Origin of the sequence: Weissella cibaria (genome assembly GCF_004521965.1) — a bacterium.
Taxonomy (GTDB): domain Bacteria; phylum Bacillota; class Bacilli; order Lactobacillales; family Lactobacillaceae; genus Weissella; species Weissella cibaria_A.
On record NZ_SDGK01000037.1, the window covers coordinates 1 to 19,716 of the forward strand.

The window sequence follows — 19,716 nt, forward strand, 5'->3', positions numbered from 1 at the left end:
GCTTTTTTGATTTATTGCTTATTTTTATAGTATAGATAAACCGGAATACCAACAGCCACAAACACAAACGAAATGAGGACCATTGTAAAACTAGAAATCAACGTATTAATCAAGATGAACAACGCACCTAAGATAGCCACCAAAGGCACAAACGGGAATAACGGTACGCTAAACACTTCCGGATCACGTGCCAAACCGGCCCGTTTGTTACGAATACGTAAGATGAAAATACCAAAGAATGTTGCCGTATAGAACAACCAGATGACGAACACAGCCATATCTGATAGCCAATCTGCCTTTGACGTAAACATCAACGCACCGGCTAAAACAGCTGTGGTCCACAAAGCGCCAACCGGGGCCTGCGCTTTATTCAAACGGGCTAAGAACTTGGGCAACATGCCATCTTCAGCCATCGCATACACCATACGTGGGAAAGCTAACATCTTACCATTCAAAGTTCCCGCCATTGAAATCAAAATACCAATCGATAGCAGACGACCGCCTAGCTCACCGAAGGCCGACTTTGCTACTTCATAAGTCACATTATTGCCAAGTTTAACAATTTGATCGGCAGGCATCGCACGGTACACACCATATGAAACACCAACATAGGCCAACATAACAATCAAAATCCCCCCAATAATTGAACGGGGAATATTACGCCGTGGGTTCTTTAATTCACCCCCCAAATTGGTCAGCGTTGCCCACCCATCGTAAGCAAACAACGTTGCCAAAACGGCCATACCAAAGTTTCCCGTTGCCGTTGATGACAGCTGGGCAACCGTCTGACCCAGCGCGTCAGCCTTACCGAAAAACAAACCAAATACCATCAAGACTGCAATTGGAATCAACTTAATACTGGTCGTGGCGACTTGGAACATCGAAGCAATTCGATTATCTAGCGAATTCATCAATGTGATAAGCACTAACGTTCCCAATCCAACCCAAATCACCGCACTATCTGGTAGGCCAAAAAAATTAGCAAACAGATACGCGAAGTATGCAGCAATAGAAGCCACAATTGCCGGCGCATAAACCACAACTTGCGTCCAGCCGGTCAAAAAGCCCCAAAACTTACCGTACAACTTATCCATATAAATATAGATACCACCGGTCTGGGGAATGTGCGCGCCAATTTCTGAAATCGTTAACCCGGCTGCCAAAGTGATTACCCCACCAGCAACCCAAGCGAGTAACCCAAGTGTTGTGCTACCAGCCGTTTCCAACACTTGTCCCTGCTTGAAAAAAATTCCCGATCCGATAACGGTTCCGATTACAATCGAGATACCCGTCCAAACACCCATCGTCCGTTTCAAATGATGCTCTTGCCCTGCCATATCCTATACCCTCTACTTTCAAAATAACCCAATATCACACAAAAACACGCAATCGTCACGACGAAAATTTCGTCAGTTAACGATTGCGTGTTCGATTAAGCGCTTAATAATTTTTGTACGCTAAAATCCTCAACCGTTAAACTGGACGGTTGAGTCAGAGGACGTCGTCATGATGATAGCTGTGCTAATTCGATTATTCATAAGTCTGCCCTCCTTTTGGCGTTTTTGTATGATTAGAACTTTATCATCATCTCATCGTTTGTGCAATAGGTTTTCTCATTCTATTTTTAATATCTTCAATGCATCCCCAGACTGATTTAGAATTCGAATCTCTAATCCTGGCTGCGTTACCCCACCAGCCCGCATGGCCCCCAGCACCTTATCCGTTAACTTTTGAACCTGTGCTTGTTCATGCTTCAAGCCAAAATTAATGAGTTCCGTCGACACATTAGTTGTCCGGATGGTGTATATAATACGATTCTGATCATCGGTTGCATTAGCCGACGTAACCATCCCCTGCGACAGTTTTAATACGCGACGTTGGTAGGTATTTAATTGTGACGCAACCGCATGCGCGGATCCTGGTTGCAAGTTAACCTGCAAATCTGCTTGTGATGCCACCGGTAATTTAGGTTGCGTCTGCGACCAAACCACCAACCCAATCAGGATACTTAAAAAGAGGAGGCCACTGATTATCCACGCTAATTTTTTCATAACATGCCTCATGCCTGTAATAAAAAACTCACTAATTCATCTACTGTCTCAAACGATGGCATATCAGACGGAATAATCCCCATTGCCTTCGCTTCAGCTTCGACAAAGCTTTTCCGCTGGACGACATCATTTATATGCGGCACATCCTCACTTCCGTCCTTTGAATCATATGGTATCAAAAACAAGTCCTGATTAATATCATCCGCATCTTCACCTAAATGATTCAATTTGTACTGCGCATCCGCATGTAACAACATTTGTGCTGGCGTTCCCGTGATTGTTTCAATCCGACTCGCTATCTTTGGGGAAATAAATGCTTTAAAATGCAAAACATTTGATAAATACTTTTGCGATACGCCAATTCGCGCTGCAAAATCTTGTTGTGTTGCATTAAAATATGACATCAGCTCCGCAATCATCGTTGCAGCACCAAATTCGCCTTGTACTTTTATCGTTAAATCATTATCCATTCCATCATCCTCGCTATTAATGATAATCAATCACTTCAATAACCGCGACACTTCGAACCGCATCAAGCTGTGTGGAACTATTTCCCGATTCATCATAACCTCGAATAATAAGCCGCCAATTTCCTGTTAAATTAACCGCAAAGAGGCCGGCATACTTCCCTTTCAATTCATGTAGGCCCGCCGGCGGATACTGAGATAGTTGATACAAATTTTCCGCTTGTTCCATTTCCCAAATTCGTGTTCTGATTTTCGTTGCAATAACCGTTCCGAACCTAACCAACAATTTTCGTTCGTCCATTAAAATTTTCGTTAACTTCGTTGTATTACCCGATACTTTCAAAATATCCTCTTTCTCCATTATACCAAAACGGTATAATGGCGTCAGCCCATTGTCGTAACATTAATAAAGATAACGAATTAGCTAATTTGTCCATTTTTAGCAAATTAAAAAGCCTTAACCACATTTCAACAGTTAAGACTTTTACTATTAATTCAATTTAACCAGCAAGCGTTACTAGAATACCGCCCAACATAACGAAGAGGGCCCCGATGGCAATACCAATGATTTGCGTCTTTGTTTTACGTTCCTTCAAGATCAAAATCGCACCCAACGTTGAAACGATAATGCCCATCTGTGACAACGTTGAGGCCTTCGCTTGACCAACTGCAGGGTTCAAGACAGCAAGACGAATCATCACCTCACCAGTTCCCCACATAATACCAGCCAAACCATTCTTTGCCGTTTCCTTCGTCAATAATGGCAACTTGAAGTTTCCACCATTGAAGATGAAAATACCAAAAATCAAAGCCCCGATTGTTTGACCGATGGCGATGGGCAACGACAAGGCCATCGTGTTGTGCAACGTACCTGTATCAACGTGGACCAAGTGTAACAAAGCAACTGTCTTTGGAATCATGAAATAAATCATGTAAGCAAAGACTGAAATGATCGTTAACCGTACCCCATCCTTATTCAAGTGTGATGGCTTACCTGAAATCAAGAAAACACCAATAATGACGGAAACAATGGCTAACAAGCCGATTGTCCACTGGTGGGCACCTTGCCACTCACCAAAGACTGCTGCACCAACCAACGCGTTCACCGCAATTTGGCCAGCTGTATTCAAACCAGACGCCTGTGAAACACCCATCTTCTTAAAGGCTGCTAATTGGAAGCTCGTTCCGGCAGCCCAAGCGATTCCTGATAAGACGTACGTCAAACCAGCCATACTGAAGACAACGGGCCAAGTTGGTCCCTCAAACAAGGCGTACACGCCAACTACGATTGAGAAGACCAGCGAACCAAGCGCGCCACCCAAAATTTGGTTTGCGACACGACCACCAGCCCATCCATTTACAATTCCCATTGCTCCCCACAATACGGCGGGAATCAAAGCATACATAATTGACATGTACCATTTCTCTCTTTCAATTCTTTTTTATCAACGTTAATTACTATAGCACCGGGTTTTATGCCGTTAAATTAAAAAGGGAATAAAATAGACCAATCCAAGAATTGGCGTATACCACTTCTCGAATTGGTCTAGTTATGACACTTAATTAATTGCCGCTTCACCAGCATTTTTAGGCAGCAACATCACTTCAATCATTGGTACAATGGCAAAAATACCCAGCACGACAAAGCCCCCTGCATAGGCACCTTGTAGTGTCATACCATGACGGAAGATGTGGATAATCACCGTAATCAATGAAATACCCAAACCTTGGCCAAGACTCTGCGTCACAGCCGTTAAGGTATTAGCCCCATTTCGGTGAATTGGGGCAACATCCGTGAATTGTAGCCCATTATATGACGTAAAGGCCAACGACCGCCCCACACCCGAAACGAGTGCCAGGAACATAATCGCAATTGCCGTCGTATGCGACCGAACCAGCGCCAGTCCAAATGAACTCAATACCAACATCAAAAATGACGCAATTAATGCCCCACGGAAGCCAAGGCGACGAATAATTGGATTCGTAAATGGCTTAATGCCGATGTTACCAATGAAAATAAAGATGACATACCATCCTGCGCGGGCCGCTGACCAACTAAAGACCGTTTGCAACAGCACCGTTAAGACGTATGGCAAGCTGGCAATGGTAACTTGGAATAGCGTCCCACCAGTTTGCGACACTCGGAACGTCGGTACCTTCATCGTCACCACCGAGAACAATGGATGTTCAGCTCGGTGCAAGTGCTGGTAAACATTTACACCCAACACAATACCAATAACGACCATAATCAAACCGTACCAGACAACCACGCCTGTACGTGCTAACATTTCAGCACCCGTCAGCAACGCCATTGACGCCAGCGCTAATTCAACGAAACCACGCACATCAAACGGCCGTGGTTGTTGCTGATCATCACGTGGCAATAACCGGACGCCAATCAAAAAAGCGAGCAAGCCGATTGGCAGATTAATCAAGAAAATCCAGTGCCAAGTAAAGTATGTCACGAACATACCGCCAATAACTGGCGCCACAGCTGGTGCCATCAATGACGGCCAGACCAAATAACTAATCATCTTTAACAGCTGATCTGCCGGTGTCTTTTCCAACACCATCAGTCGGGCCGTTGGCGTCATCATAGCCCCCGCAATTCCTTGTACAATTCGCATAATCAATAGCACGGTAAAGTTGGGCGCCACTGCACTACCAAAGGAACTTAGCGTAAAGAGCACAACTGCCCACAACCAAATGTTCTTTTTACCATAGCGTTGCGCCAACCAGCCACTCAATGGAATGAAAACGGCCACGGCAATCATATATGTACTAACCAACAAACTCGCCGTCGTCGTACTAACATTAAATGTTTGGGCCATTTTTGGCAGAGCCGTAGTTACAATTGTGCCATCCATGACATCCATAAATAAACTCGCTGCCATCAATAACGCAATTTTAATTTCTTTCGACACGCTACTTACCTTCCCTTTCTAAAACTCACGAAGAATAAGTGTATGCCTTTTTAACAAGCGTTACAAATCAAAACGCGATACCACATCCAGTCTTGTGACCTTCTTGTGATATCGCGTCTCATTAACTAATATTGCACTGCCACCTTGGTAGCTACGGTTGAATCAACTTGTTCAATGTCAGATTCAAAGTCTTCCGTGTCCTCTAAACGGAACGTGATGATGTAAGCAATACGTGCAGCAACTGTAGCTCCCAAACTCATTGCACTAATAAATAATGTCATCATCGTTTCCCCTTTACGTTCCTTTTGTATGTATTAACAATAAGGCCTGCGCATAACCATTGCAGACGATTTCAGCTGTATTAATTTTGTCAGAATATCAAAAAAATTAATGGTCTATACTGACAAATTATTCACCTTATTTTGTACATCCCCAATAAAACAAGCTACAATGAAGTCATTAAATCAAGATTGGTCAAACGGGGAGGTATTCGTATCATGAAGGCAGTTCAAATTAAAGAGTTTGGTGACGTTGATGTACTTGAAGAAATTGGCGCCCCAACACCAAAGATTTTGAAGAAGCAGGTGCTAATTAAGAATCACGCAGTTGCAATCGATCCTTACGATGTAAAGTTTATCCAAGGACTTGCTGGGGAAGCTGATAAGCTCCCATTAATTCCTGGCTCAAGCGTGGTCGGCGAAGTTATTGCGGTCGGCGAAGAAGTCACGGATTTCCAAGTCGGTGACCGTGTCGCTGCAACGCGCCACCACCAAACCTACGCCGAAGAAGTTTCCGTTGGCCAATCTGCAGTCGCTAAGGTGCCAACTGAACTAGATGATGAGCACGCGGTTGCTGCTGTACTTGGGGCCGCCACTGGCTACCAAATAATTACTGATGATTTAGATGTTCAAGCTGGACAAAGGGTTTTGATTCAGGGAGGCGCCGGTTCTGTTGGTTCTGTTGCCATCCAAGCAGCTTTAAACCGTAGTGCGGTTGTTTATGCAACTGCCAAGCCTGCCGATTTCAACTACTTGAAGTCACTAGGTGATGTGACACCCGTTGATTATCACACAGCTTATGAAAACGAACTATCAGATTTCGACGCCGTTTTGGACACAATCGGCGGTGAGGTTGCTATTCAGTCTGCCAAAGTCTTGAAGCAAGGCGGTAAGTTGCGCAATCTAACTAGCTACGATGAAGAAGCTATGCAATCATTTAATATTGATGCTGAGCACACCTATCTTAAGGGTAAGCGTCCTAATTTGGCAGCTTTATTGGCCGATATGGCTGCTGGTAAGATCGACGTTAAGATTGGTGAAGTGATACCATTTACCTTGGCGAACTTGCGTGACGTGCACGCTGCCGCTCGTCAAGGATCAGCTGCTGGTAAGGTTGTCTTAACCTTTTAATTGAACGTAAAATTTAAGCGAGCGAATGTTTCATGTGAAACACCGTTCGCTTTTGTTATTGGCTATAATAGAACTATTACTTTTTCGGGGGAGAATTTTTACTATGTTATTTACAGAACGCGACTATTACGAAGACGTCATGGCAATGCTAAACGTACGCGGGGTAAACTTAGAAAACATTGGCGAATTGGTTTTGTTTGGTCAAAAGGCCATCATTCCTGGCTTAACAATGGCGGACGCCGTTGACTCCGTGCAACACGTCCTCCATAAAACAGAAGTACAAGATGCGGTTATGACCGGCCTGGCAATTGACGACTTGGCGGAAGCTCGCCAATTGCCACAACCATTGCAAGGTCGCATCGACCGTGATCATGGTACGTATGGTATCGATGAGCAATTGGTGATGTCAATTCTTGGCGTTTACGGCACCATTTCTTGGACAAACTTTGGCTACCTCGACCGATTGAAGCCTGGTATCGTTGGTCATTTAAACGATGAGCAACACGCCGGCGGCCGTGTGAACACCTTTATTGATGATATCGTATCAGCGATTGCCGCAGCCGCTCAAGCCCGAATTGCGCACGATTAAAAATGAACAAAAATAAAGCCAGACGCACATGTGCCTGGCTTTATTTTTGTTCATTTATCAATTACATAATGCCGTTTGCCTTGGCAGCTTCGATCAAATCAAGCTCCTTAGCGCTTTGAACAGGTGTAGGTGTTCCGTCAACGTTAATTGACTCAATCCCCTTCTTTTCCAACAACTTCTTCAACTTATTCTTCTGTGACATAAATCCATACCTCCAGCACATTTTTAATTTGCGCGTCAGGTGATTGACCCGGCGTGTATGTCTACCCTTATAGTGTAATCCTTTTTTACCGGTTTGTTAAATAAAGTTCACGAACAAGCTAGCTGCCATTAATCTGGTTGGAAAGTGCCCGTCTCTACATCTTGAATGAAATGTCGTAAATTATAGAAGAATACCTCTGGATTATCGACCATGTGGACGTGCCCTGCATCTGGTGTGACACGCAATCGTGCATTTGGAATCTTATCACGCATCTCCTCTGCTATTGACAGCGGCATTGATTCATGACCACCAAATGTTAGTAACGTCGGCACTGTAATTTTATGCAGCCGCTCTGCAATTGACCAGTGGGCCAACTCGCCAGTAATCACAAATTCATTGTTTCCCTGGAAATGATTATAGACGGCCGTCCCCATCGTACTAATCTGATGATGCGGTGCATTGGGGTGACGCGTGATATATGCCTGGTCAAGTTGTGTAGCGTAGGCTTGATAGGTTGGATTATCCCATTCACCCCGTTCTTCAACTTCGCTCATAAACGCTACAACGTCAGCATCGAATTCATGTTCTCGGATGGCATTGATGTTCGTTACATAATCATCAATATTATCAATCATTGAAATAATAATGAGTCCTTTGACAACACCCGGGTGGCGCAACGCATATTCCTGCGCTAATAATCCACCCCACGAATGGCCCGCTAAATAAAATTCACCATCTTCATAACCTAATTGCTGCCTAACTTCTTCTACCTCATTTAGATAGTAGTCATAATTTAAAAATTGTTCAACATTAGCCGGATCATCAAAATCTGGTTGATCAGAATACCAAGCCCCCAATTGATCATATTGTGTAACTTCAATACCATCAGGATTTAAAAATTCTGGAAAACGCTCATATGGTTCATGCCCAGCGCCCGGTCCACCGTGCAACGTCAGTAATTTAATTGGCTTATCCGTACCATCTGTACGCAACCATAAATGATAGCCATTCTCAAGCGATAAAATGTGCGTGCCATCTTTTGTCATCCAATCATCCCCCTATTTCTTTTCAGCGTGCTTCCAATCAAAGGTTCCCCCGACTGGATTGACGTAAACACCCTTAACAGCAGGATTCTGTAATGCCGTGATTTTTGAGTACGTCAGTGGCGCAACCGCAGCTTGCTTTTCAGCATATTGTTCAGCAGCAACCAAATCCTTGTAACGTGCCACCTTATCATTAGCATCCGTGACCGTTGCCTTACGATATAGCTCGTCATACTTTAGGTCAGACCACCCCGTCAAATTCCATGAAGCCCCCGTAACCAATGTTTGTAGCATGTCGACTGGGTCTGTGTAATCCGCATTCCAAGTCGAGAGACCCAGATCGAATTTTCCCGCCTTAGTCAACGCACTAGTCTGCTTAGCTGGCACTGACTTCACACTCACTCGCAAACCTTTCAAATTCGTTTCCAATTGTGACTGTAGATATTGGCCTGTTTGCTTAGCCGCATCCGTATCACCTGTTAACAAGGTCAACTTCACGGTCTTCTTACCCGTTTCCTTCAAACCAGCAGCCCATAATTTAGCTGCTTCCACCTTGTTATAACTAACGTACTTCGTGCGGGCCGTATCGACAAAATCCTTACCCGTATTTGGGTCCTTGGTTAATCCCTTTGCCACAAAGGTCTTGGCTGGTTCAGCAGCCCCTGTTAGCACGTTTTTCGCCAACTTTTCACGATTTACAGCATAAGACATCGCTTGACGCAACTTCACATTTTTCAATACTGGATTCTTTTGGTTCATCGTCATATAAGTTGTCGCTGCGGTATGGACAGTCGTAAACCCACGCTTGTGCTTAGAGTTACGTGCTTGGGTAGCATTTAACTGCGAAAAATCAGCTTTACCGGCATTATACAAATTGAAACTTGTCGTCGCATCCGCCGTTGTGGTGACATTTACAGCTGGCGTCATAACGGCATCGGCATCCCAGTAATAAGGATTTTTAACATATTGGTATGTTGAACTTGAGCCATCCCACTTCTTCAAGACATATGGCCCACTTGATAATGAATCCTTAGCCGTCGTTCCGAACGCCTTGCCAGTCCTTGTGACAAAACTTTCCTTTTCTGGGAAGAAGTACATCATCGCCAACTCCGCTTTCAATTGTGGCAACGGCCGATCCAACGTGACTTGCAACGTTGTATCATCAAGGGCCTTCACGCCTAATTGGCTCATATCAGTAACTTTTCCTGATTGGATAGCATCCGCATTCTTGATACCACTAAAAAACATCGATCCGATTGCCGCCGTCTTAGGATTGTTTGTGCGTTGCCAACTATAAACAAAATCATGCGCCGTTAATTGCGATCCATCGGACCACTTTAAATTATCACGCAACTTAAATGTCCACGTTAACCCGTCATCTGAGACATCTACTGAATGCGCGGCCGCCAATTCTGGTTGTCCGCTTGTACCAACACGATACAATCCTTCACCCGTGGCTTGCACCGCATTTTGTGATGGGATATCCGCTACGTTTGAAGGATCTGTTGTCTTCAAGTCCCCCGTCAGCGTCCAATTCAATTCCTTACCGGCCGCATGCGCCACTTGTGTACTAGCACCTGCAACTGCAACCAAAGCAACTGACATCAATACTGAATTCTTAACAAACTTATTCATAACCTACACGCTCCTATAATTTGGGTGGGACGAGTAATAGTTTGAGCTCAAAAATATATAAAAAACGGCCAGTATTCTGCGCAAAATACTAGCCGTTACTCGTTTACAAAGTAATTAAATTTGGCTAGCCATGTTAACTGTATAGCAGTTTCATGGCTAGCACGCATCTCAAAAAGCCAACCATCACTGCAAAATAATAATAATCGCAATAATAATTGGGGCAACCAACGTCATAACATTCAATTTTTCAACAGACACGTTCTTCATGACGTCGTCCTCCCTTTTCTTGATGTTTCTAAGTATACGTAATTTATGATAAGTGTCAACACTTTATTCTAATATTTTTCTAATCAAATTAAGTGCCACCGTATACAAAAACCGCCCATGATCAGTTCACGTGTCATGGGCGGTTTATTATTTAACAATTAGTCTTCTTCTGAACCAAGACCAAACTTAGCAATTACAGCTGCAACCGCACCACCAAGCAAAGGACCTACGATGTAGGCACCGATGTGAGTCAATGCAGTTGATGAACCAAACATTGCAAAGAATGCGGCTGGGGCCAATGAACGAGCTGGGTTCAATGAACCGCCCGTTGCCTGCAAACCAAGCATGATCAATGCACCCAACGTCAAACCAATAATCATTGGGGCCAAAGCTGAGTTCTCAGCGTTCTTCTTTGACGTAACCATCAAGATTACCAAAACAAAGACAAACGTCAAGAACGCTTCAATCAACGTAGCAGACAAGAATGAAACTGGTGTGTTGTAATCTGTTTGACCAAAACCAACTTGCTTGATTGTTGCAGCAGTTGCACCAAAGGCCTTCATGAAGCCAAAGATAACAGCTGAACCAGCAAAAGCACCAATGATTTGGGCAACGACGTAACCAATAAATTCAATCCATGAGATACGACCGTTGATGGCTTGCGCCAAAGAAACGGCTGGGTTAAAGTGACCACCTGAGATTGGGCCGAAAGCGTATGCTCCGGCAGCAACCGCGATGGCGAATGCCAAAGCAACTGGCAATGGACCAGCTTGAGTACCAACGAAGATAACAACTCCAGTACCCATGGCAACCAACATCATAGTTCCGAAGAACTCGGCAAGATACTTGCGCATGTTTTCCATGATTAAAAACTCCTTTGAGATATACTTTGTACGACTGTACAAAATTAAAAATTTCTGACCTTACTATATAACAAAAACCGACTTAAATTCCGCTTTAAAGTTCCGCCGTTAACGTAATTTTAATATTAGCGACCAATAATCTTGCTGGCTGCACGATCCAATGCTAACCAAGCATTCATTGAGTTTGCCTTAAATTGTTCAATAAATGATGGCTTGCCTTCTTCTGGCTTTGCCTCACCCTCGAATGAATTTTCAATGCCAAAGACTTGCAAAGCATTGAATTCTTCATCCCAACGAACTGTATAGTAGTTACCTTCCATACGTTCATCAACAATATCTTGAAAACCAAGTTTCAAGGCTTCCTTAATGACATCATCCTCGCTGACTGGAAAGCCACGTGCGGCCATCAACGCGACACGATCCGCAACCTGTGTCATATCCTCAGGAATTGAATGCTCGTTCATAATCTTTACTCCTTCTTTCAGTGACTTACTTTGTGTTCAGAATTAAACACGTTACTAAACACATTTTAGCAGTGAGTTGCGATATAATAAAGCAGACTGGTCATGTTAGGGCTTTTAGGCCCCTGACCAGGTCCAGTCACCGTTATCTGACGTATTCGCAGCACCTGCTTAACACTGCCAGATAACCCGATAATGTCCAAAACAACGTTATCGATAACATTTAATCTACTATAAGGAGGTTACTTTTCATGGTTGAAGCAGTAACCGCACAAGAGATGCAACGATTTGACCGTTATACAATGGAAGAAATCGGTGTTCCCGCCTTGGTTTTAATGGAACGCGCCGCAATGGCCACCATTGAAGTTTTGGCAGCTGGTACCTTTGATTTAGCCAACGTGCTTGTTATCGCCGGACTTGGTAATAACGGTGGTGACGGTGTCGCCATTGCACGCATGTTGATTCAAAAAGGCGTTAACGTCGACCTATTGATTCTTGGTGATGAAAATCGTGCCACCGCTAACACAGCCACGCAACTTAAGATTGCCCGTGGCTATGGTATTCACACCCAAAACCGTGTCCGTGATTTCCGCAATTACACGGTCATCGTGGATGCGCTATTTGGAATAGGCCTTTCTAAGCCCGTTCCAAGCAAACTTGGTGATATTATTAAACGTGTAAATGCCGCTAATATTCCGGTTGTCTCTGTTGATGTCCCATCTGGTTTGCACGCAACTACTGGAGAAATCCTTGGCTCTGCTATTCGTGCCACCGCAACTGTTACTTTCGCCTATCCTAAGCAAGGGTTGTTGCAAAACGAAGGCCTAAAACGCGCCGGCAATATTTATGTGAAAGACATTGGCATTTATTCACCGGAAGAATTAGCAGAATTTAAACAGGAAGAGAGCGAGAACTAATGAATATCGTATTAGTCGGGTCTGGTCCACGTAACTTGTCTTTGGTTGAGCGTCTAATGGCGCACGCCAAGTCAACGACCGAGCCTGTTGACATCACCCTATACGACCCATTTCCTATCGGTGGTCGTGTTTGGAACCCAGATCAAGACCCAACTTTCTTGATGAACACTGTTACACAACAATTGACGTTGTTTACTGATCCTTCAGTACCTAACCACGCTTCTACCGCGTTGTATGGTCCTAATTTTTATGAATGGTCTGTCACGTTCGGTAAGGAATACGTGAAGATGCACGACTTCAAGAATGAAGCTTACTTCTTGGATGAGTTGACGCGTATCAACCCTAACCGTTTCACGTCACGTGCTTTGTTTGGTGTGTATGGCCAATGGTTCTTTGAACACCTTGGTGCTCACGTCCCTGCAAATGTGACATTGTCATATGAACGTCGCAGTGTCACTGATGTTGTTAAGCAAGATAATCAATATACGGTCACGATTGACGGCACTGATACCATCATTGCTGATCAAGTGGTGATGGCATTGGGTCACGTGGACAACAGCTTGAACGATGAAGAGCAAACTTTCGCTGATGCCGCTGCGGGCAATGCTAACATGTTGTACATTGCCCCAACGCACCCTTCAGAAGCCGACCTCGATGCCGTTCCAGCCCGTGAAAATGTTGTTTTACGTGGTTTGGGATTGAGCTTCTTCGACTACATTGCTAAGTTAACAATCAGCCGTGGTGGTCGCTTCGCTCGCGATAACAACGGTGTGATGTACTACCTACCATCTGGTAAGGAACCTCACATGATTGCTGGTTCTCGCAAGGGCTTGCCTATGCACGCACGTGGTGTTAACCAAAAGGTTGCGGCTGAAGGTTATCAACCACTATTCTTTACGTCAGAGAATTTGGATAAGTTGGCTGAAAAGTCAAACGGTCAAGTTACCTATGACGAATTCTTTACGTTGTTGCGTAAGGAATTGGAATACAAGCACTATCAAAACACAATTAACGACTTTGGCGTTACATGGCCATTCAACGCTGCCGAATTCATGGATGCTTTGGCAGCCAGTGATGATTTGAATGAAACTGCCCGTAAGTACGGCATTTCTGAAGAATACATCATGGATTGGAATCGTATTTTGAACCCCGTTGATGATGTACCAGCTGAAGTTGAATACAGTGACTTCATGATGAATTACCTAACTTGGGATATTAACGATGCCAACCAAGGTAACAACGATGCACCTTATGCCGGTGCCTTTGATATGTTGCGTGACGTCCGTGGTATCATTCGTCACTATTTGGATGCTGGCTACTTGTCATCTGACGAATATGCCAAGTTCCTATCAAAATTCAACCCATTTAACTCATTGATTTCCGTTGGACCTCCTGTCCTACGTGTTGAGCAAATGCGCGCTTTGATTGAAGCTGGTGTCTTGGAAGTTGCTGGCCCTGGCTTGGCAGTTTCTGTCCGTGATGACCACTACGTTGCAACGGATAACCGTGGCAACACGTGGACGGTCAACAACTTGGTAGAAGCACGTTTGTTCCCTGTGTCATTAGCTGCATCAACTAACCCTTTGGTTGCCAACTTGCGTGATCGTGGTTTGTTGAGTGCCGCCGAGTACACAAAGGCTGACGGTTCAACTTATGTTGTTGGTGGTACCCGTATGAACAAGGAAGATTTGACTGTTATCGATGCTAACGATAACGAAGTTGATGGTTTGTTCATTTGGGGTGTCCCAACGGAAGGTTGGTCATGGTTCACAACGTTTGCTCCTCGTTCAGGGGTTAACGATAAGAACTTGCGCGATGCTGAAAACATCGCCCGCCGTATCTTCGGTAAGTAATTAAGAATTTTTAAAACGCCCATTATGGCTAAGACAGCAATGTCAGCCATAATGGGCGTTTTTGTTGTCATACAGGCATCCTTACAATTGCAAAGATTTTCTAAAGGGTGTATATTAGGTTTATCCTAACGTTAGGATAAACCTAATATATCATTTTGAGGCCTTGCTTATGAGTCATAATGTGTATGCTAACGAACCACGGCGTGCTGTCATGGTAATCGATTCCAAAAGTTTTTACGCCAGTGTGGAAAGTGTTGATTTAGGATTAAATCCCCTCAAGTCCTTGTTAGTGGTCATGAGCCAGCAAGAAAACACAAATGGTGGTCTCGTCCTGGCTGCGTCACCACAGGCTAAAAAAATCCTTGGTGTATCCAATGTGATGCGTCAACGCGACGTTCCTCGTGATCCACGTTTGGCTATCGTCCAACCACGCATGAATTACTACATTCAAAAAAATAAACAAATCAACGACATCTATCGACAATTTGTCGCTGATGAAGATTTACATATCTATTCAATTGATGAATCCATTCTCGATTTAACGGACAGTTGGTGCTATATCGAATCAAAATTTGGGCGCAAGTTAACACTTCGCAACATGGCCCGTCTCATTCAGGAAACCGTTCACGATACAACGGGCATTTATTTGACGGTTGGCATTGGCGATAATCCCGCGATGGCTAAGATGGCCCTCGATATTTCAGCTAAACATAACAAGGATTTAATTGGGGAATGGCACTACGAAACAATTCCCGAGCATTTATGGCCGATTACCAAGCTCGATGACGTTTGGAGTATTGGTAGCCGTACTGCCAAAACCTTACGCCGTTTAGGCATTTTATCGATGCGTGATTTAGCCGCTTTTAATCCTTATCGGCTCCGGGAACTGCTCGGGGTCAAGGGGATTGAATTATATGCGCTAGCTTGGGGTGTCGATCGCAGTCGTCTCAGTAATAAATATCACGTCAAAGAAAGTTCCTTTAGCAACGGCCAAGTTTTGCCCCGCGATTACGATAACCCCACTGAAATCGAAGTTGTCATTCGCGAAATCGGTGAACAAGTAGCCAGTCGGTTACGCGCAAAACGTGTCGTGGCCAGCCAAATCAGTTTAGGCATTGGCTTTGGCTATCGTACGACCGGCCCGAATCACGGTTTTAGTGGCCAGGTAACGATTGACGCCACCAATCTAAGCCTCCCCATTACCAACGCCCTACGCGAAATTTTTCGCACCCACTACGATGGTGAGGTTGTTCGTAACATTTACGTCAGCGCTGGTCGCTTGGCTCCTGATGACGTGGAGCAAATCGACCTCTTCACCCCTGTGACGATTAACATGAAGCAACGCCAAATTGACAGTGTCATCGATACGATTCGACAAAAATTTGGCGTCGGCGCTGTCTTTAAAAGTTCTAGCGTCGCTGGTGGAACGATGCTAAATCGCATCGGGTTAGTTGGTGGCCACAATGGCGGTAACGCTTATGGATGATGATATCGATATTTTTGCCCAAGCTGCCCGCTTCTTCGCGCACGACTATCATGAAAGAGGCATGGTGAAATGGCAAGGCTACTACCTATCTGACCACACTGAAGATGTTCATAAAAACCAATTGGCCGCGGCGCAGGCGGCCACCCGACGACGAATGCCAGAAATGGATTTAGCAGCCATTACCGCGTTACTTTTTGATGCGTACGGACGGCATGAAATTGTCCATGTGCAACAAAATTTCAGCGCTACTGATGGTGTGGTGCCTGAAATCATTACCGGCTTAGTCACGGGTTACACTGAGTCAGCCGTAATTATCGGCAACGCTCATATCCCGCTCGACCAATTATGGTGGGCTAGCAAATAACGATATGGTGGCTTTTTAGGCTTGTTAAGCGCAAAAAATCCCGGTTCATGCAAACACACGAACCGGGATTTTTTAATATTGTTTAATCTTCCACTTGATCAGGATGATTTTCGGCAAATTCAACTTCTTTACGTTCTTCTTCATGCGCTAAATCAGCTAAATGGCGACGTGACCAGCGATATGCAATCAACACAACAATCAATAACGCGATGGCCGCGGCTTGAATCAATACGCCAATCGTATCGGCATGATATACCAATAAATTACGCAATAAAGCTGTAATACCAATATACATAAAATTCTGTAATGAAATACGATCTTGCACAAAATACTCTTTTGTTAAGACCACGAACTCGAAGAACAAGAACGTTTCCAAAATCGTTTCAGTCACTGCGTAAAAATCAACTTCTAAATCGGTGTGCAACACCATCGTACCTAAATTCCAAAGATCCTTAAAAAAGAATCCGACCATGGCAATGCCCAAAATGAGCATCGCCACATCTAGTACAATGCCATAACCCTTCTCGATAAATTTTCGATTCATATGGCTACCCTCCAGGAGTTCTTACTTCCAATCATAACAAACCCCACCTAAAAAGTACCGCATAACTTGTCTCAAACTATTTTTCAAACAATTCCAAGCCTTCACGACCAATGTAAATCGCAAAGATAATGGCCGCAACCGCATCAGCCCACCACAAACCAAATAATGCTGTTAACAGCATGCCAAGCAAAACCAAGGCCGCTAACACGGCACACGCCACGTTACACATCGCATCTTCGCGTAGGGCTTCCGAGCCAATTTGGGCACCTAATCGTCGCTTCATCGTTGTCATAACTGGCATCAAAACCACTGACGCAATCGCCACAACTAAGCCAATACTACTTTCACCCGGCACTTCATGTTGCACTAAATTGATAACTGACGTGACGATAACGTAAGTTGCCAATAATAATAAAATTGCCTTCACAATTTTCGAAGCACGTCGTTCAACAGTCAATACCCGCTCATTATCAGCACCATCGTATTCTGCCCGCAGTCGCCAAATCAACACGCCCCCCGCGATGACTTCCAAAAGCGCATCCAAACCAAAAGCAATCAACAAAATCGAACCAGCTTGCAGACCGGCTGAAACGCCCAACACAAATTCAAGTGCCATCCAAGCGATTGAAATCACTTCCAACTGAATGCCCCTCGCTAATAATTTTTGTTTCGCTATCATTTCCCGTTCCCCCAAAATAACACATGTCATTTTCTTCATATATTATAACACAACTTTGAGAAACTGTGCACAAACAAAAAGTAAGCGCGGTAAATAAAAAACGGTTGTTCCACGTGGAACAACCGCATCCTATTAATTCATCCGTGAATGTTTAATACCATATGTTAGGTATAAAATCAGTCCTAACACAAACCAAATAGCCGCTGCAATTAATGTTTCAACGTGTAATTGCGTAATCAAGAAGAACGTAAATACGGCTGACAAAATGGGCAACACTGGATAACCGGGCATCTTATAACCATCTTGTTTCACATCAGCACGCTTACGTAATGGCAAAATGCCTAGCGACACAACCATAAAGGCTAGTAACGTTCCCATATTAACCAGATCAACCAATTTGTCCAACGGTACCATACCGCCAAAGAATGCTACCACAATTGTTGCAATTCCCAACGCGCGGTTTGGTTCACCCTTTTGGTTTAACTTCCCTAAATCACCGGGCAATAGACCATCACGGCCAACAGCATAGATCAATCGTGATGATGCATAAAGCATCGTTGTCATCATAGTGAACATCCCAATCAATGCACCAATTGTAATAATTAAGGCCGCCCAATTTTGACCGACTTGTTGTAACGCAAACGCAGCCGGATCAGCCACATTTAGTTTGGTGTAGTGCACCATTCCTGTCAGCACGAACGCGACTAATCCATACAATATGGCTGCAATAATCAACGTCCCAATAATTCCGATTGGCATGTCGCGCTTCGGATTTTTCACTTCAGCTGCTGAAGCCGATAAGGCGTCAAATCCAAGAAAAGCAAAGAAAACCATCGACGTGCCGGCCAAGACACCTTGTACACCAAATGCGCCATGCATCCGCGCTGGAATCATTGGCATCAAATTACTGCTCTTAATAAAGAAGAACCCCACCACAATAAAAATAATGATAATCGCGACTTTCAACAAAACCATTGCGTTTTGAATTCGCTTCGATTCCTTCATACCACCACGTAACATTAACCCAATCAACAACACAATGATTACCGCAACCAGATTCACGTACGTCCCTTGGGCTGGATTGTAAGCTCCCGACAAGGCCGTGGGTAGTTTGAAGACCGGCGCTATCAAATTGGCAAAATAGGCTGACCAGCCGGTTGAAACTGCCGCGACCCCCAATGCATATTCCAAAATTAGTGCCCAGCCTAGCACCCAACCAACAACTTCACCAAAAATAACGTTACCATACGAATATGCTGAGCCCGCAACCGGCATCGCTGAAGCAGTTTCCGAATATGCCATGGCCACTAACCCCGAAACAATTGCGGCAATAATAAAACTAAAGACAACGCCTGGACCAGCGGTTGTCGCAGCAACCGTTCCTGGCAAAATAAAGATTCCGGTCCCGATGACCGCACCAATTCCCAAGCCAATCAAATCTTTCGCGGTCAGCGTTTTGGCAAAGTGTTCATCACTTTTTAAATACGCCGTCAACGATTCCTTCTTAAACATCCGTTGCCACAACTGCATCCTACTACCTCCTATGAAACCAATAAAAAACACGTATCGGATAACACCAAAGTATCCGATACGTGTTTAAATGAGTTCCATGGTCTGCCCGCAGCAGTTAGCATGTCTCACACACTCGGATACTTTACCGTCATCCGAGTGTCCAACGCAAAATAACTTTACGATTGTTTCGGATGACTAACCGAAGAAAAACGTAAAGTTGAAAAACGCTTGCGTTGTTGACAGGTGCATTTGCATGAATTTCATTTCCTTTTCTAATTGTTTAGGTTTTAACTCCCTAATCATAAGTGAGGAATTAAATTTCGTCAACCATTTCTCAGTAAATACTCATACTGACTATTTGTAACCGCCTCGGAACACCTTAGAAATCGGATAATGGCGCGAACAGTTGGAAAAAGCATATAATGTTAAGTAAGTATTCTAAATAACTGA

General features: G+C 44.2%; 21 protein-coding genes. 6 read left to right on the top strand and 15 right to left on the bottom strand.

Annotated features, from left to right (window positions below; translation table 11 throughout):
- Positions 1 to 11 precede the first annotated feature (11 nt).
- The 7 genes from EST42_RS05325 to EST42_RS10515 form a co-directional block, all read right to left on the bottom strand.
- Positions 12 to 1,337, bottom strand: coding sequence for an APC family permease (locus EST42_RS05325; RefSeq protein ID WP_118122938.1), 1,326 nt, complete (start codon positions 1,335 to 1,337; stop codon positions 12 to 14).
- Between the two features lie 276 nt (positions 1,338 to 1,613).
- A complete protein-coding gene (locus EST42_RS05330) occupies positions 1,614 to 2,051 on the bottom strand; it encodes a hypothetical protein (protein WP_128736236.1) in 438 nt (145 codons plus the stop codon).
- Positions 2,052 to 2,059: 8 nt separating this feature from the next.
- Positions 2,060 to 2,521, bottom strand: coding sequence for a helix-turn-helix transcriptional regulator (locus EST42_RS05335; protein ID WP_106444564.1), 462 nt, complete (start codon positions 2,519 to 2,521; stop codon positions 2,060 to 2,062).
- A 16-nt stretch (positions 2,522 to 2,537) separates the two neighbouring features.
- Positions 2,538 to 2,819 (bottom strand): type II toxin-antitoxin system RelE/ParE family toxin, encoded by a 282-nt coding sequence (locus EST42_RS05340; protein WP_164238954.1) that lies wholly within the window; start codon positions 2,817 to 2,819, stop codon positions 2,538 to 2,540.
- A 199-nt stretch (positions 2,820 to 3,018) separates the two neighbouring features.
- Complete coding sequence (locus tag EST42_RS05345; protein WP_043707861.1) at positions 3,019 to 3,933, bottom strand: GRP family sugar transporter; 915 nt, start codon at positions 3,931 to 3,933, stop codon at positions 3,019 to 3,021.
- Positions 3,934 to 4,077: 144 nt separating this feature from the next.
- Positions 4,078 to 5,442 carry an MFS transporter gene (locus EST42_RS05350; protein ID WP_134644536.1) on the bottom strand — a complete coding sequence of 455 codons (1,365 nt, stop codon included), beginning with the start codon at positions 5,440 to 5,442 and terminating at the stop codon, positions 4,078 to 4,080.
- A gap of 125 nt (positions 5,443 to 5,567) precedes the next feature.
- Positions 5,568 to 5,726, bottom strand: coding sequence for a hypothetical protein (locus tag EST42_RS10515; RefSeq protein WP_167711110.1), 159 nt, complete (start codon positions 5,724 to 5,726; stop codon positions 5,568 to 5,570).
- A gap of 213 nt (positions 5,727 to 5,939) precedes the next feature.
- Between EST42_RS10515 and EST42_RS05355 the strand changes: the two genes are divergently transcribed.
- On the top strand, positions 5,940 to 6,851 hold the full coding sequence (locus EST42_RS05355; RefSeq protein ID WP_134644537.1) for an NADP-dependent oxidoreductase: 912 nt from the start codon (positions 5,940 to 5,942) through the stop codon (positions 6,849 to 6,851).
- Between the two features lie 103 nt (positions 6,852 to 6,954).
- Complete coding sequence (locus EST42_RS05360) at positions 6,955 to 7,440, top strand: phosphatidylglycerophosphatase A (protein WP_134644538.1); 486 nt, start codon at positions 6,955 to 6,957, stop codon at positions 7,438 to 7,440.
- A gap of 61 nt (positions 7,441 to 7,501) precedes the next feature.
- Here EST42_RS05360 and EST42_RS10520 read toward each other — a convergent pair whose 3' ends face one another.
- From EST42_RS10520 to EST42_RS05380, 5 genes are all read right to left on the bottom strand, one after another.
- Positions 7,502 to 7,642 (bottom strand): hypothetical protein, encoded by a 141-nt coding sequence (locus EST42_RS10520; RefSeq protein ID WP_004560182.1) that lies wholly within the window; start codon positions 7,640 to 7,642, stop codon positions 7,502 to 7,504.
- Between the two features lie 128 nt (positions 7,643 to 7,770).
- Positions 7,771 to 8,688, bottom strand: a complete 918-nt coding sequence (locus EST42_RS05365; protein ID WP_134644539.1) for a proline iminopeptidase-family hydrolase — start codon at positions 8,686 to 8,688, stop codon at positions 7,771 to 7,773.
- Positions 8,689 to 8,700: 12 nt separating this feature from the next.
- The gene (locus EST42_RS05370; protein WP_134644540.1) at positions 8,701 to 10,320 is read right to left on the bottom strand and encodes a peptide ABC transporter substrate-binding protein; all 1,620 of its coding nucleotides are present in this window, start codon (positions 10,318 to 10,320) and stop codon (positions 8,701 to 8,703) included.
- Positions 10,321 to 10,745: 425 nt separating this feature from the next.
- Positions 10,746 to 11,450 (bottom strand): MIP/aquaporin family protein, encoded by a 705-nt coding sequence (locus EST42_RS05375; RefSeq protein ID WP_245150404.1) that lies wholly within the window; start codon positions 11,448 to 11,450, stop codon positions 10,746 to 10,748.
- 125 nt (positions 11,451 to 11,575) lie between these two features.
- On the bottom strand, positions 11,576 to 11,914 hold the full coding sequence (locus EST42_RS05380) for a hypothetical protein (RefSeq protein WP_010375057.1): 339 nt from the start codon (positions 11,912 to 11,914) through the stop codon (positions 11,576 to 11,578).
- A gap of 248 nt (positions 11,915 to 12,162) precedes the next feature.
- On the opposite strand from EST42_RS05380, the gene EST42_RS05385 reads away from it, so the two are divergent.
- The 4 genes from EST42_RS05385 (at position 12,163) to EST42_RS05400 (ending at position 16,531) form a co-directional block, all read left to right on the top strand.
- Positions 12,163 to 12,828: an NAD(P)H-hydrate epimerase gene (locus EST42_RS05385; RefSeq protein ID WP_010375058.1), complete on the top strand. Its 666-nt coding sequence runs from the start codon at positions 12,163 to 12,165 to the stop codon at positions 12,826 to 12,828.
- Positions 12,828 to 14,681: an FAD/NAD(P)-binding protein gene (locus EST42_RS05390; RefSeq protein ID WP_134644541.1), complete on the top strand. Its 1,854-nt coding sequence runs from the start codon at positions 12,828 to 12,830 to the stop codon at positions 14,679 to 14,681. Before EST42_RS05385 ends, EST42_RS05390 begins: the two co-directional genes overlap by 1 nt.
- A gap of 169 nt (positions 14,682 to 14,850) precedes the next feature.
- Positions 14,851 to 16,167: a Y-family DNA polymerase gene (locus tag EST42_RS05395; RefSeq protein ID WP_134644542.1), complete on the top strand. Its 1,317-nt coding sequence runs from the start codon at positions 14,851 to 14,853 to the stop codon at positions 16,165 to 16,167.
- A complete protein-coding gene (locus tag EST42_RS05400) occupies positions 16,145 to 16,531 on the top strand; it encodes a hypothetical protein (RefSeq protein WP_123157476.1) in 387 nt (128 codons plus the stop codon). Before EST42_RS05395 ends, EST42_RS05400 begins: the two co-directional genes overlap by 23 nt.
- 82 nt (positions 16,532 to 16,613) lie before the next feature.
- Here EST42_RS05400 and EST42_RS05405 read toward each other — a convergent pair whose 3' ends face one another.
- From EST42_RS05405 to EST42_RS05415, 3 genes are all read right to left on the bottom strand, one after another.
- Entirely contained in the window at positions 16,614 to 17,075 is a 462-nt protein-coding gene (locus EST42_RS05405; protein ID WP_010373122.1) for a phosphate-starvation-inducible PsiE family protein, read from the bottom strand.
- A 76-nt stretch (positions 17,076 to 17,151) separates the two neighbouring features.
- Positions 17,152 to 17,769, bottom strand: coding sequence for a cation diffusion facilitator family transporter (locus EST42_RS05410; protein WP_425335774.1), 618 nt, complete (start codon positions 17,767 to 17,769; stop codon positions 17,152 to 17,154).
- Between the two features lie 117 nt (positions 17,770 to 17,886).
- Positions 17,887 to 19,284, bottom strand: a complete 1,398-nt coding sequence (locus EST42_RS05415) for an APC family permease (protein ID WP_134644544.1) — start codon at positions 19,282 to 19,284, stop codon at positions 17,887 to 17,889.
- Positions 19,285 to 19,716 lie beyond the last annotated feature (432 nt).